Annotated in this window: 12 protein-coding genes and 1 pseudogene; 8 read left to right on the forward strand and 5 right to left on the reverse strand. The window is 63.0% G+C overall.

From position 1 onward, the window contains the following. Positions 1-29 precede the first annotated feature (29 nt). Positions 30-412, forward strand: a pseudogene (locus U367_RS1000000131410) (agmatine deiminase family protein); the annotation flags it as partial. A gap of 44 nt (positions 413-456) precedes the next feature. Further along, a complete protein-coding gene (gene yghU / locus U367_RS0129270; RefSeq protein ID WP_028619734.1) occupies positions 457-1,290 on the forward strand; it encodes a glutathione-dependent disulfide-bond oxidoreductase in 834 nt (277 codons plus the stop codon). A gap of 131 nt (positions 1,291-1,421) precedes the next feature. On the opposite strand, the gene U367_RS0129275 is transcribed toward yghU, so the two are convergent. Genes U367_RS0129275 through U367_RS0129285 form a run of 3 tightly spaced genes read right to left on the reverse strand, consistent with a single transcriptional unit; the run spans position 1,422 to position 4,148 of the window. After that, positions 1,422-2,348: a sugar ABC transporter substrate-binding protein gene (locus U367_RS0129275; RefSeq protein WP_028619735.1), complete on the reverse strand. Its 927-nt coding sequence runs from the start codon at positions 2,346-2,348 to the stop codon at positions 1,422-1,424. A gap of 19 nt (positions 2,349-2,367) precedes the next feature. Further along, positions 2,368-3,147: a TIM barrel protein gene (locus tag U367_RS0129280; protein ID WP_028619736.1), complete on the reverse strand. Its 780-nt coding sequence runs from the start codon at positions 3,145-3,147 to the stop codon at positions 2,368-2,370. Further along, on the reverse strand, positions 3,144-4,148 hold the full coding sequence (locus U367_RS0129285) for a Gfo/Idh/MocA family oxidoreductase (RefSeq protein ID WP_028619737.1): 1,005 nt from the start codon (positions 4,146-4,148) through the stop codon (positions 3,144-3,146). The genes U367_RS0129280 and U367_RS0129285 overlap by 4 nt, the downstream gene beginning before the upstream one ends. A 184-nt stretch (positions 4,149-4,332) precedes the next feature. Between U367_RS0129285 and U367_RS0129290 the strand changes: the two genes are divergently transcribed. After that, entirely contained in the window at positions 4,333-6,297 is a 1,965-nt protein-coding gene (locus U367_RS0129290) for a sigma-54 interaction domain-containing protein (protein WP_028619738.1), read from the forward strand. Positions 6,298-6,334: 37 nt separating this feature from the next. Here the strand turns inward: U367_RS0129290 and U367_RS0129295 are convergent, their stop codons facing one another. Then, the gene (locus U367_RS0129295; RefSeq protein WP_028619739.1) at positions 6,335-7,384 is read right to left on the reverse strand and encodes a LacI family DNA-binding transcriptional regulator; all 1,050 of its coding nucleotides are present in this window, start codon (positions 7,382-7,384) and stop codon (positions 6,335-6,337) included. A gap of 163 nt (positions 7,385-7,547) precedes the next feature. Between U367_RS0129295 and U367_RS0129300 the strand changes: the two genes are divergently transcribed. The 5 genes from U367_RS0129300 (at position 7,548) to U367_RS0129320 (ending at position 12,119) form a co-directional block, all read left to right on the forward strand. Next, complete coding sequence (locus U367_RS0129300) at positions 7,548-8,633, forward strand: fatty acid desaturase family protein (RefSeq protein WP_028619740.1); 1,086 nt, start codon at positions 7,548-7,550, stop codon at positions 8,631-8,633. 136 nt (positions 8,634-8,769) lie between these two features. Beyond that, positions 8,770-9,090, forward strand: coding sequence for a MocE family 2Fe-2S type ferredoxin (locus U367_RS0129305; RefSeq protein ID WP_028619741.1), 321 nt, complete (start codon positions 8,770-8,772; stop codon positions 9,088-9,090). Between the two features lie 2 nt (positions 9,091-9,092). After that, on the forward strand, positions 9,093-10,292 hold the full coding sequence (locus U367_RS0129310) for an NAD(P)/FAD-dependent oxidoreductase (RefSeq protein WP_028619742.1): 1,200 nt from the start codon (positions 9,093-9,095) through the stop codon (positions 10,290-10,292). 1 nt (position 10,293) lies between these two features. Continuing rightward, a complete protein-coding gene (locus U367_RS0129315; protein ID WP_028619743.1) occupies positions 10,294-11,112 on the forward strand; it encodes a sugar phosphate isomerase/epimerase family protein in 819 nt (272 codons plus the stop codon). Between the two features lie 50 nt (positions 11,113-11,162). Further along, positions 11,163-12,119 carry a Dyp-type peroxidase gene (locus tag U367_RS0129320; RefSeq protein ID WP_028619744.1) on the forward strand — a complete coding sequence of 319 codons (957 nt, stop codon included), beginning with the start codon at positions 11,163-11,165 and terminating at the stop codon, positions 12,117-12,119. Between the two features lie 90 nt (positions 12,120-12,209). On the opposite strand, the gene U367_RS0129325 is transcribed toward U367_RS0129320, so the two are convergent. Next, complete coding sequence (locus U367_RS0129325) at positions 12,210-13,079, reverse strand: undecaprenyl-diphosphate phosphatase (RefSeq protein ID WP_028619745.1); 870 nt, start codon at positions 13,077-13,079, stop codon at positions 12,210-12,212. Between the last annotated feature and the right edge of the window lie 66 nt (positions 13,080-13,145).

The raw sequence follows: 13,145 nt of genomic DNA on the forward strand, positions 1-13,145 counted from the left end.
GCAACTGGCTGACCAAACCAATCCCCAACAAGCAGCACGACGAGGATGCGCTGCTGGCGGCCCAGATCGCCGAGGAAACCAGCGCCCGGCCTGTTCGCAGCGAACGGGTGGGCGAGGGCGGCGGGATTGAGGTTGACGGCCTGGGCACCGGTATCATGACCGAAAGCAGCTAGATCAATCGCAACCGTAACCCGGACTGGAGCAAGGCCGAGGTCGAGGCCGAACTCAGCAAGGGCAATCCGGATTTTGCGGCGGGCTACATCAATTACTTCGTGATAAACGGTGCGGTGATCGCTTCAAAGTTTGGCGACCCGGTAGCGGACCGCAAGGCACTGGACCTGCTGGCCCGGCTCTACCCGGACCGCAAGGTGGTGGCATTCACTGTGTGACGAGCCATCAACCTTTGGTTTAGTCTGGAGCGCTTCGCCGATCGCAAACGCCTCTGGAGCCGTCAGCATGACCGATTACGTACCCCCGAAAGTGTGGACCTGGGACGCCGAAAATGGCGGCACCTTCGCCAGCATCAACCGCCCGATTGCCGGTGCGACCCATGACCAGGAACTGCCGGTAGGCAAGCACCCGCTGCAGCTGTATTCCCTGGCCACGCCTAATGGCCAGAAAGTCACGATCCTGCTGGAGGAGTTGCTGGCGCTGGGTCACAGCGGTGCGGAATATGACGCCTGGCTGATCAAGATCGGCGACGGCGACCAGTTCGGCAGCGGCTTTGTGGGGGTGAATCCGAACTCCAAGATTCCGGCGCTGTTGGATCGCAGCGGCGCCACGCCGATTCGCGTATTCGAGTCGGGGGCGATCCTGCAGTACCTGGCCGAGAAGTTCGGTGCGTTCTTCCCCACCGAGCCTGCGGCCCGTGCCGAATGCCTGTCGTGGCTGTTCTGGCAGATGGGCAGCGCGCCGTATCTGGGCGGTGGGTTCGGGCATTTTTATGCCTATGCGCCGAGCAAGATGGAGTACGCGATCAACCGCTTCGCCATGGAAACCAAGCGTCAGCTGGACGTGCTCGACCAGCGCCTGGCAGTGAGCGAATACATCGCGGGAGATGAATACACCATCGCCGATATCGCCATCTGGCCGTGGTATGGCGGGCTGGTCAAAGGTCGCTTGTATGGCGCGGCGGAGTTCCTGTCGGTGCATGAGTACAAGCACGTATTGCGCTGGGCAGACGCGATCGAAGCGCGGCCGGCGGTGCAGCGCGGCCGGCGGGTGAATCGGGTGTCCGGTGAGCCCCATGAGCAATTGGCCGAGCGGCATGACGCCAGCGACCTGGACTAAAGGCCTGACGCGGTAAGAAAGGTGGGAGCGGGCTTGCTCGCGAATGCGGAGTGTCAGTCAACAGATTCATTGGCTGATCCACCGCAATCGCGAGCAAGCCCGCTCCCACATTTGGATTTGTGTATTTCACTCTACTTGTAGCGCTGCTCAAACACTGCCACCTGCTCCGGCTTGATCAGTTCAAACGGCACCCACACTTCCGACTCAATCGCCTCGCCCTTGATCATTCGCACCGCCGCCTGCACGGCCTGGGTCGCCTGGGCTTTCGGGTCCTGGAATACCGACGCCGTCAGCAACCCCCGCTTGATCGCTGCCAGCCCATCGGGCAAGCCATCGATACCCACAATCGCCACTTCACCCTTGGTTTTTCCCGCCTGCTGCAAAGCCATGGCCGCGCCAATCGCCATTTCATCGTTGTTGGCTACGATGGCATCGAACTGCGTGCCTGCCAGCAGCCAGTTGCTGGTCAGGTCCATGCCCTTGCTGCGTTGCCATTCGGCGCTTTGCTGCTCGACCATCTTGATACCGGGAAACTCCTTGAGCACCTGTTTGGCGCCCTCGGTGCGGTCATGGGTGGCGTTCTGCGCAAGGTCGCCCATGATGATCGCCACATTGCCCTTGCCGCCGAGTTTTTCCGCCAGGTAGCGCATCTGCAACTGCCCGGCCTCGATGTCGTTGGAGGCCACGGTGACCACGCCCTTGGGCAGGGTGCGTTCGTCCGGGTGACGGTTGACGTACACCAGCGGCGTCTTGGCCGCCACGGCAGCACGGGTCATGTTGGCGGTGGCGGCGGTGTCCACCGGCAGTACGATCACCGCGTCGACCTTCTGGTTGAGGAAGCCTTCGACCTGATTAAGCTGGCGCACCACGTCGCCCTGGGCGTCTTCGAACTGGATCTGCACATCCTGCTGCTTGGCGGCCGCTTCCAGGCCGGTGCGCACGTAGGTCATGAAGTTGTCGTCGACCCGGGCAATGCTCACGCCGATGCGATAAGCCGCGAAGGTCCATTGGCTGAACAGCAGCAACAAGGTGGCAGCAAACAACGAATAGCGATTCATAAGGGTGATCCTTTTATTGTTATAGGGTGAACGCCTGGCGGAAACGCGCCAGGGCCAGCTCGCTGTCGCCGCTGGCCCAGCCTTCCAGGCCGACCACGCCGCTGTAGCCTATGGCGTGCAAGGCTTTGGCAATGGCCGGGTAGTGGATTTCACCGGTGCCAGGCTCCTTGCGACCTGGTACATCGGCCACTTGGATTTCACCGATGGCGCTGCCGGCGCGCTGGATCAGTTCGATCAAATTTCCTTCGCAGATCTGCGCGTGGTACAGGTCCAAATTCATCTTCAGGTACGGGCTGCCCACGGCCTCGATCAGCGCCAGGGTATCGTCGGCGCGGGCGAAGGGGGTGCCAGGGTGGTCAACTGCCGTGTTGAGGTTTTCCAGCAGGAACACACGACCGGCGTCTTCCCCCAAGCGGGCGATTTTTTCCAGGGTCTTGCATGCGCTCAGCCACATGCGTCCGGTGGTCTGGCTCACCGGTTGTACGGGCAGGCCGCCGTCACCCAGGCCGGTGCCGTGCAGGTTGAGGCTGGGGCAATTCAGTCGTTCGGCGACCCCTAAGGATTCGCGGGCGCTGTCGAGCAGTTGGCGGATACCGCCGGGGTCGGTGAGGGTACCGCTGATGTAGCCGGTCATGGAGGTGAAGTCGGCGCCGGTAGCGACCAGGGCGGCGATGTCCTTGTCTGTCCAGTTCCAGATTTCGGCACTGAAGCCCAGCGCATGAATGCGCTGTACGCGCTCGACAAAGGGCAGGTCGAGAAACACCATCTCCGCGCTGACAGCCAGCTTGAAGGGGCTCATACGGCCACCGCCTTGCCGGTTTCGAATGACTCGATGCAGGCGCGGGCAATCGCCAATGCCGCACGCGCGTCTTCGCCGCTGGCCAGGGGCTTGGCGCCGCTGCGCAGGCAGTCGACGAAGTGGTTGAGCTCGGCGATATAGGCGTCGCGCAACAGGTCGGTGTCCAGGCGCTGGGTGTCGGCCTGGATGCCCTGGGCCAGGTAGCGCACCAGGTCGGAATCGTTGAGGCTGCCCATGCTGAGCATGCCGGCGCTGCCGAACACTTCGCCGCGCACGTCGTAGCCATACACAGCCTGGAAGTTGGCCTCGGCGGTGGCGATGGCGCCGTTGTCGAAGCGGATCGCGACCGCGGCGGTGTCGAGGAAGCCTTTGCTTTTGTATTCGGGCGCGATCAATGCGTCGGCCATCACGTAGACCTGCACCGCCTCCGCGCCAGGGTTGAGGTAGCGCAGGGTGTCGAAGTCGTGGATCAGGGTTTCCAGGAAGATCACCCATTGCGGCGACTTGGCCGGGTTGTTCAGTGCCGGGTCGCGGGTCAGCGAGCGCAGCAACTGCGGGGTGCCGATGCGGCCGGCGGCGACATCGAGGTGCGCGGTGCGAAAGCTCTTGGCGAAGCGCCGGTTGAACCCGACTTGCAGCGGCACTCGCGCATCGGCCGCAGCAGCGATAGCGCGGTCGGCTTCCTCGAGGGTGATGGCCATGGGTTTTTCGCAGAAGATGCCCTTGCCGGCGCGGGCGGCGCTGATCACCAGCTCTGCGTGGCTGCGGGCGGGGGCGGCGATCAGCACCCCGTCGATGTCCGGGTCGTCGAGCAACTGCTGCGGGTCGGTGTAGACCTTGCTCACGCCCAGTTCAGCGGCGAGGCGGGCGGCCTGGCCTGGCGTTGGGTCGGCAATCGCTGCCAGGCTGGCACCGGGGATATGCCGCGCGGCGGTCAGGCCGTGGAAGCTGCCCATGCGGCCGGCACCGATCAAGCCCAGGCGGATGTTCTGTGTACTCATGAAATAACCCCTTGTTGTTATTGGCCGCAGGACGCTCCTGATGGCAAAGGGGTGAGAGCAAAGCTTGTGCCATTTTTTAACGTGTTGATAAATAACGATTAATAATTATCTATAAACAAAAAGTGTTCATTTTGATGACATGCCTATACTGACATGTCAAAAACATGAACATGGATACCGCCCAATGAGCATGGCGTTCAGCGTGCAAGACCTCGACTACCTCACGGCCCTGGGGCCTGCCGCGCTGAATGATGGCCCGGTTGTCGCACTGGAACAGGCTTGGCGCGACTGCCTGGCCGGCCAGGTCGACCGCCCGACGCACGTGCGCCAAGTGATCTGGGATTCTTGGCGGCGCAGCGTCCAGGCCGGTATCGACCCGGCCGACAATACGTACCGCTTCGTTGGCGCCCACACGCTGGCCGCCACCCAGGCCACCCACCGCGTGCTGATCGAGGCGGCTGCGCAGGTCATGCATGGCTTGCTGGCCTACAACCCGCGCGGCCATATCAACCTCACCGATGCCGACGGTACCACCCTGTATTTCTGTGGGCTGGACATCACTCCGGTGGGCAGTCGTCTGCTGGAATCGGTGCAAGGCACCAACTGCACCGGCCTGGCGCTGGCCGAGGATCACCTGGTGTACGTGCTGGCTGAGGAGAACTTCGGCATCGGCCTGCGTCAGCGCCGTATGCATTGCGCCGCCGCGCCGATCAAGAATGCCCAGGGCCAGACCGTGGCCATGCTGACGCTGACCGCCGAGCCCGGCTGGTTTCACTTCCATACCCTCGGCACGGTGCAGGCCGCAGCCGACGCGGTATCGCGGCAGATGGCCCTGCAAGGGCTGTTGGAAGAACAGCAGACTGTCCTCGAAGTGCTCAACGAAGGCCTGGTGGTGCTGGACGAACGCGGCTGCATCAAGGCGCTCAACCGCTATGCCCGGCAGCTGTTTGGCGTCGGGCTGGAGCTGATCGGGCAGCCGTTCCAGCAACTGGGCCGTAGCGAACTGAGTGACGCCCTTGGCGCACCCGTACGCGACCTCGACTGCACCTTCCTCCTGCACAACCGCAGCCAACTCGCCTGCCTGGTCTCGGTGTGCCCGCTGGAGCAGGGCGGTGTGATCGTGTCACTGCGCGAAAACCGCCGCATTCGCGAAATCACCCGACGCATCATCGGCACCCAGGCCAGCTACACCTTCGACACCATCCAGGGCAGCTCGCGAGCGATCCAGGACGCGCTGCACCTTGGACGCATCGCCAGCCGCAGCGACTCCACCACCCTGATCCTTGGCGAAAGCGGCACCGGCAAGGAGCTGTTCGCCCAGGCCATCCACAATGGCAGCGAGCGCTGCAACGGCCCGTTTGTGGCGGTCAACTGCGGCGCGATTCCACGAGACCTGGTGCAAAGCGAGCTGTTCGGCCACGTCGAAGGCGCGTTCACCGGCGCCAGCCGTGGCGGCTCGGCGGGCAAGTTCGAACTGGCGGATGGCGGTACCATCTTTCTCGATGAGATTGGTGACATGTCCTTCGATGCCCAGGTCAGCCTGCTGCGGGTGTTGCAGGAGGGTGAAATCACCCGCGTGGGCGCGAAAAACTCGCGGCAAGTGAACGTGCGCATCATCGCCGCCACCCACCGCAACCTCAGCCAGGCGGTCGCGGAAGGCGCGTTTCGTGAAGACCTCTACTACCGCCTCAACGTGCTGAACCTGACCGTGCCACCGCTGCGCATGCGCCGTGAAGACATTGCGCTGCTGGCGCAGCATTTTCTCGCCCGCTGCGCGCGCTCGTTGCGTAAATCGGTGCAGGGCTTTTCGCCGGAGGCGATGGCGCTGCTGTCGGCCTACGGCTGGCCGGGCAACGTGCGCGAGCTGGAAAACAGCATCGAACGGGCGACCAACCTGGCGATGGGAGAACTGATCGAACCGGTTGATCTGCCGCTGGAAAGCCGCCAACGCACCCCGCTGCGCGCCCACGAAGCGCCGCCCGCCCAGGACCTGAGCAGCCACGAAATGCACGCCATCGTCGCCGCGCTCAACAGCACCGGCGGTAACATTCGTCTGGCTGCGCGGCAGCTCAACGTGTCGCGGGGTGGGCTGTACAACAAGATGAGTCGGTTCGGCTTGAGTGCTGCAGATTTCCGCAAATCTCTGTAGGCGCCGGCAAGCCGGCGCCTACAGGTTGATTTGTGCGTCAGCTGCCCCTATTTTCCGACGTCACAATCTGCGGTGGCACATACACCCGCTGCCGCACCGGATCGAACCCCTCTGCACTCTGCAACTCCACCATCAACCGCACCAACGCCGTCGCCGTCTGCCCCGGTTGCGAATCCATCACCACATCGATCAACCCCTGGCCCAGTGCCTGACGTGACAGCGCGGTCGACTCCTGCAGGATGCAACACAACGCCGGCCGCTTGGGCAGCTGCGCCAAGGCGCTGATGATGCCGTCGCCGCCGCCGCCCACCACGCATAATCCGCGCAGGTCGCTGTGGCGGCTGATCAGGTCGAGGGTGGCTTCTTCGGTGATGTCGCAGTTGTCCAGGTTGATCAGCGGTTCCAACGGTTTGAGCCCCGGCGCGTGCTCGGCCAGGTAGCTGTGCAGGCCTTCGACCCGCGCCTGGTGGCCGAGAAACCGATGGCCGCCGAGCAGGATGCCCACGCTGCCTTTGCGAGCGCCGCAGGTGCGGGCGAGCAGCCAGCCCATGGTGCGGCCGACCACATGGTTGTCCTGGCCGACGTAGGGTTCTTCGGCCTGTTCGTGGATATCCGAGAGCAGGGCAACCACGGGGACACCGGCTTCGCGGATCTGCTTGAGGCAGGCGTTGATCAGCGGATGGGCAAAGCTGACCACCGCGAGGCCGTCGCATTGCACGGCCAGTTGTTCGATCTGCGCGACAATGGCGCTGGGCGTGCGATCGACGATGTACTCGAACTGGCACGTCAGGTTGGCACCGGCATGCTGTTCGGCGGCGGCGTTGATGGCTTGCGCCAGGCTGGCATAGAACGCCTGGGCGGTGGCCAGCAACAGGATGCCGAAACGATAGGTCGGCCGGCGTTCGCGAATGCGCTGGCCGATCAACCGCGCCGCGAAATACCCCACGGCTTCGGCCGCCTGGAACACCTGCTCGGCGGTCTCGGGATTGACCGGCGCACGTGCGTTCAACACGCGGTCGACGGTGGCCACGCTGAGCCCCGCCTGGGCGGCGACGGTGGCGATGGTTGGGCGTTTATTGTTGTTCATGACAGGCCCCTTTGAGCGTCTTGATAGAAAACTATCAAGCCCCGCTGGGCCTGGATGATAGCTTGATAGGGAATGGATTCAAGGCATTGAGGGTGAAAGATTGGTTCTCTAAGGTGGGTTTCACACAGCACCTGAAACCACCCGCTTGCGGAGAACAATAACAATGCCTGAACACACCGCTCACACCGCCCGGCGCGATTACAGCCTCACCGGCCCCGAAGCCGCCCGCGCGGCTGAAAAGGGCCTGGTCTCGGCCAGTTGGTACCAGTCGCCCATCTCGCGCAAACGCATGAAAGAACTGATGCAGCGCCGCGACGGCCCGGCCTTGCTCGACACGGCCATCTGGGTGCTCGCACTGTTGGTCACCGGTTTTGGTGGCTACTGGTTCTGGGGCACCTGGGCCTGTGTGCCGTTTTTCCTCGCCTATGGCGTGCTCTACGGCACTGCATCCAATCCGCGTTGGCACGAAACCGGCCACGGCACCGCGTTCAAGACCCGCTGGATGAACGACGGGCTGTATCAGGTCGCCAGCTTCATGTGCATCTTCGAACCCCACGTGTGGCGCTGGAGCCATGCCCGTCACCACACCGACACCATCGTGGTCGGCCGCGACCCGGAGATCGTCGAGCCGCGTCCGCCAAGCTTTTTGATGATGTTCTTGAGCCTGTTCAACCTGCCCCTGGCCTGGAAAACCTTCAGCGGTGTGGCGCGGCATGTCATTGGCAAGATGAGCGCCCAAGAAGCCGACTTCATCCCCGAATCCGAATGGCCCAAGGTGTTTCGCGCGGCACGGATCTGGGTCGGTATTTATGCGGTGGTGATTGGCACCGCGTTGTACCTGCACAGCTGGCTACCGCTGATGCTGATTGGTCTGCCGAGCCTCTACGGTGCCTGGCTCGGCTATATCTTCGGCCTTACCCAGCACGTCGGCCTGGCGGAAGACGTGCTGGACCACCGCAGCAACTGCCGCACCATCTACATGAACCGCGTGCTGCGCTTTATCTACATGGACATGAACTACCACCTCGAACACCACATGTACCCGATGGTGCCGTACCACGCCCTGGCGCAACTGCACGAAGAGATCCGCAGCGACTGCCCGCCGCCGTACGCCAACCTGTTCGAGGCGTACAAGGAAATCCTGCCGACGATCTGGAAGCAGCGCCGCGATCCGAGCTACTTCATCCAGCGCCCGACCCACTGTAGTGAGCGAGCTTGCTCGCGCTGGGGTGCGCAGCAGCCCCAGTAAATCCACCGCGTTCTTTCAGACAAAACTGTGCCGCCGATTTTGGGGCTGCTTCGCAGCCCAGCGTGACGGTGCGACGGTTCGACAAGCTCGCTCACCACAAGGTGGGAAAGTCGCCAGGTAATTGGAGAGAAACACCATGAACGATCAATGGATCGACGTCTGCGCCGTGGGCGAAATAGACGAAGAAGACGTGCTGCGCTTCGACCACGGCCCGCACACCTACGCGCTGTACCGCTCGGCCGAGAATGAATTCTTCGCCACCGCCGGCCTGTGCACCCACGAGAAAATCCACCTGGCCGACGGCCTGGTGATGGACCACGTGATCGAGTGCCCCAAGCACAACGGGCGTTTTGATTATCGTACGGGCAAGGCCCTCGGCGCGCCGGTGTGCGTCAACCTCAAGACCTACCCGGTGCGGGTCGAAGCGGGGCGGGTGTTGCTCGCTGTCACGGCCTGATGATGAACGCTCCGTTGATTATCGTCGGGGCCGGTCATGCCGGTGGCCGGGCGGCGCTGACCCTGCGCGAAGAAGGTTATACCGGCCGCCTGATCCTGATTGGTGATGAAGTGCACTTGCCCTATGAGCGCCCGCCGTTGTCCAAAGGCCTGTTGCAAGGCACGGCGGATCTGGCCGGATACAGCTTGTGCGACAGCGCGCGACTGGCCGAGCTGGGCATCGAGCACATCGCGGGTAACCCGGTGACTCGACTGGAGCGGCAGCCAGATCGGCTGCAACTCGCCGACGGCCAGTGGCTGCCTTACGCTGGTCTGCTATTGGCCACCGGCGGCCGGGCGCGGCGATTGCCCCAGGAACAGGCCAATGTGCTTTACCTACGAACCCATGATGAAGCGCTGGCCTTGCGCAGTGCTTTACGCCCCGGCACGCGATTGGTGGTGGTGGGTGGTGGTTTTATCGGCCTGGAAGTGGCGGCGACGGCCCGTGGCCTGGGCTGTGAAGTGACGGTGTTGGAAGCCGGGCCGCGCCTGGCGGGGCGTGTGCTGCCGCCGGTAATCTCCCAGGCGCTGCTGGATCTGCACCGCGAGCACGGTGTGGAGGTGCGTTTGAATGTGGCGCTGGAGTCAATCCAGGCCGATGCCGTGCTGTTGGTAGAAGGGCAACGCTTGCCCTGCGACCTCGTCGTGGTCGGCATCGGCATGCAACCCAACATCGAACTGGCGGCGGCAGCAGGGCTGGAGGTGGGCCAGGGCATTCGTGTTGATGCGTGCCTGCGTACCAGCGCGCCGAACATCTATGCCGCTGGTGATGTGTGTGAGTTTCGCCTCGACGGTCTCTATCAGCGCCAGGAAACCTGGCGCAATGCCGAAGCCCAGGGCCGGCATGCGGCGCTGAATCTGCTGGGGCGCGAAGTGCCGTTCGAGGCGCTGCCCGGTTTCTGGTCCGATCAGTTCGACTGGGGTTTGCAGACCGTGGGCGTAATCACACCGACAGTGGTCAACCGCCCATTACCGAGCGGCGGCCTGTTGCTGTTTTACCTCGATGCCGATCATCGTTTACAAGGCGCCTGTGGTTGGGCGCCGGGCAACAGCGTGGCCAAGGACATCAAGCTTTGCGAGCGCCTGATCAGCGCCCGGATCCCTCTTGATCCCGCCAGCCTGGCCAACCCCGAGCTGTCCCTCAAACCCCTGCTGCGAGGCTGATATGCGCCAATTCCTGGTGTTCCAATCCCTGTGGGCGATGCAAACCGAACCTGGCGCCCTTGACGCCCAACTCGACCGTATCCAGGCCGCCGGTTTTGACGGCATTACCGATCATTACTGGCAGCCTGCTGACGTCGCGCGTTTGCACGCGGCGGCTAGCTCAAGAGGCTTGCAGATCGAGGGCCAATTGTTCCCGCAATCGGTGGATGACCTGGCCGCGGCGCTGGATGTGATCAGCCGCTATGGCTGCCACCACCTCACCCTGCAAGCCGACGTACGCCCGCGCACTCAATCCGAGGCGGCCCGGTTGATCGAAGGCTGGCAACGCCTGGCCGAGCAGGTGGACTTTCCGGTGTTGCTGGAAACCCACCGTTATCGCCTCACCAACGACCTGCTGTTCACCCTCGATCTGCTGGCGCAAATGCCGGATTTGAAACTGCTGGCCGACCTGTCCCACTACGTGGTCGGGCGTGAACTGCCTGAGCCCGGCGCGCCTGAAGACGACGACCATATCCGCACGATTTTGCGCCACAGCTGGGGGTTCCACGGCCGTGTCGCCAGCAGCGAACAGGTGCAGGTCTCCCTGGACTTCCCCCAACACCAAGCCTGGGTACAGCGTTTTACCCAGTGGTGGCGCTACGGGATCGAAGACTGGTTGGCCCGGCCCGACATGTCACAGAGCCTGTCCTTTACCTGCGAACTGGGGCCGCCGCCCTATGCGATTACCGGTGCGGACGGCCGCGAAATCAGCGATCGCTGGGCCGAAGCGCTGAAGATGCAGGCGCTGATTCGCGACGTGTGGGAGAGCTGTCAGGCATGATCTGCTAATCTGCGCGGGTTGAATTTCGCCCCTTAGCCTGGACTATCACCATGACACCATCCTCCGTTCAGCCGCCCCTTGAGCCGCAGTCCGTCTGCCATCCCATCACCAGCAGCGCGATTTTCATGGTTGCCACCGTTGCCCCCGGCAGTGAAGACACGGTGCGTGGCTGGTGCGCGGACATCGCCGGCTTGGTGCGTTCGGTGGGCAAGCGCGTGCCGGCGGGCAATCTGACCTGCGTCTGCGGGTTTGGCTCGGACGCGTGGGACCGGCTGTTCGGCGCACCGCGCCCGGCAGCGCTGCATCCGTTCCGTGAATTCGGCGTGGAAGGGCGCAAAGCCGTGTCGACACCGGGGGATATCCTGCTGCATATCCGCGCCGAACAGATGGACTTGTGCTTTGAACTGGCCACCCACGTGATGGCGGCCCTGGGCGACAGCGTCAAGGTGGTGGATGAGGTCCAGGGTTTCCGCTATTTCGACATGCGCAGCATCATCGGCTTTGTCGACGGCACCGAGAACCCGGTGGGGCGCAAGGCCGAAGGGTTCACCATTGTCGGTGATGAGGACAGCGAATTTCGCGGCGGCAGCTACGTGCTGGTGCAGAAGTACCTGCACAACATGACAGCCTGGAACAGCCTGACGGTGGAGGCCCAGGAGAAGGTGATCGGGCGGACCAAGCTGTCGGATATTGAATTGGACGAAGAGACCAAACCAAGCAATTCCCACAGTGCGCTGACAGTCATCACCGACAAGAACGGCGATGAAGTAAAGATCCTGCGCGACAACATGCCTTTCGGCCGCCCTGGCGCCGGTGAGTTCGGCACCTATTTTATCGGCTATGCACGTTCGCCGGAGCCTCTGGAGTTGATGCTGGAAAACATGTTCGTCGGCCGTCCGGTCGGCAACTATGACCGCCTGCTGGATTTCAGCACGGCGGTCACCGGCGGCCTGTTTTTCGTGCCTTCGGCCGATCTGTTGGAAGAACTGGCCGAGCGCAAACTGTAGGAGCGAGCTTGCTCGCGAAGGTCGTCAATGATAACGCGGGCTTGCGGGTTTGCTGCGGCGCCTGTGCATTCTTCGCGAGCAAGCTCGCTCCTACAGTAAGCCGGTGCTGACGGCTACGATCAGGAAAATCCCCAGCAACGCGCGATAGATCACGAACGGCCAGGTGGAGAACCGCTCCAGGAACTTCATCAGGCCCCAGATCGCAAAAAACGCCGAGATGCTCGCGACCACCAGGCCGAACAGCAAATGCGGCCAGGCATGGGCGGGCATGTCGGCGTGCAGCAGCACCCACAGTTCCTTCAAGCCAGCGAGGGCGATGGCGGGCAAGCCGAGCAGGAAGGAGAATCGTGCGGCTTCCTCACGCTTGAAGTTGAGGAACAGTGCGGCGGTCAACGTAGAACCGGAACGCGAAACCCCTGGAATCAGCGCACCAATCTGCGCAACGCCAACGATCAACGCATCCCGCAGGCGCATCTCGCTCACCTCGCGGGTGTGGCGTGCGCGCACTTCGGCCACCGCCAGCAGCACGGCCATCACCACGCAGGAAATACCGATCACCATCAACCCGCGCAACGGCGAGTTGCACGCGTTCAGGGTCGAAGACAGCGCCAGGCCGGCGATGCCGATGGGGATGGTCGCCAGCACAATCGCCACCGCCAGCTTGAACCAGCGATCGTTGTAGTCACCCCTGCGCACGGCGTCGATGCTGCCGGTGGTCACCTGGCGCACATCTCGCCAGAAGTAACTGACCACTGCCGCCAGCGCCGCCAACTGCATCGCCGCGGAGAATGCTGAACCGGGGTCCTGCCAGCCGAGCAGGGCGGGTACTACGCGCATATGGGCGGTGGACGACACCGGCAGCAGCTCGGTAATGCCCTGGATCACGCCCAGGATGAAGATTTGCAGGTAGTCCAGGGAGGCAAAACCCACGTCCAGGCCGGCGGTACAGGCGTTTGTCAAAATACGTGTCCTCGAAAGAGAGCGGCAATTTCGCGGAGTTTATTCGAAATGTTTCAAGGTTTTGGT

This window comes from Pseudomonas canadensis (assembly GCF_000503215.1).
GTDB lineage: Bacteria > Pseudomonadota > Gammaproteobacteria > Pseudomonadales > Pseudomonadaceae > Aquipseudomonas > Aquipseudomonas canadensis.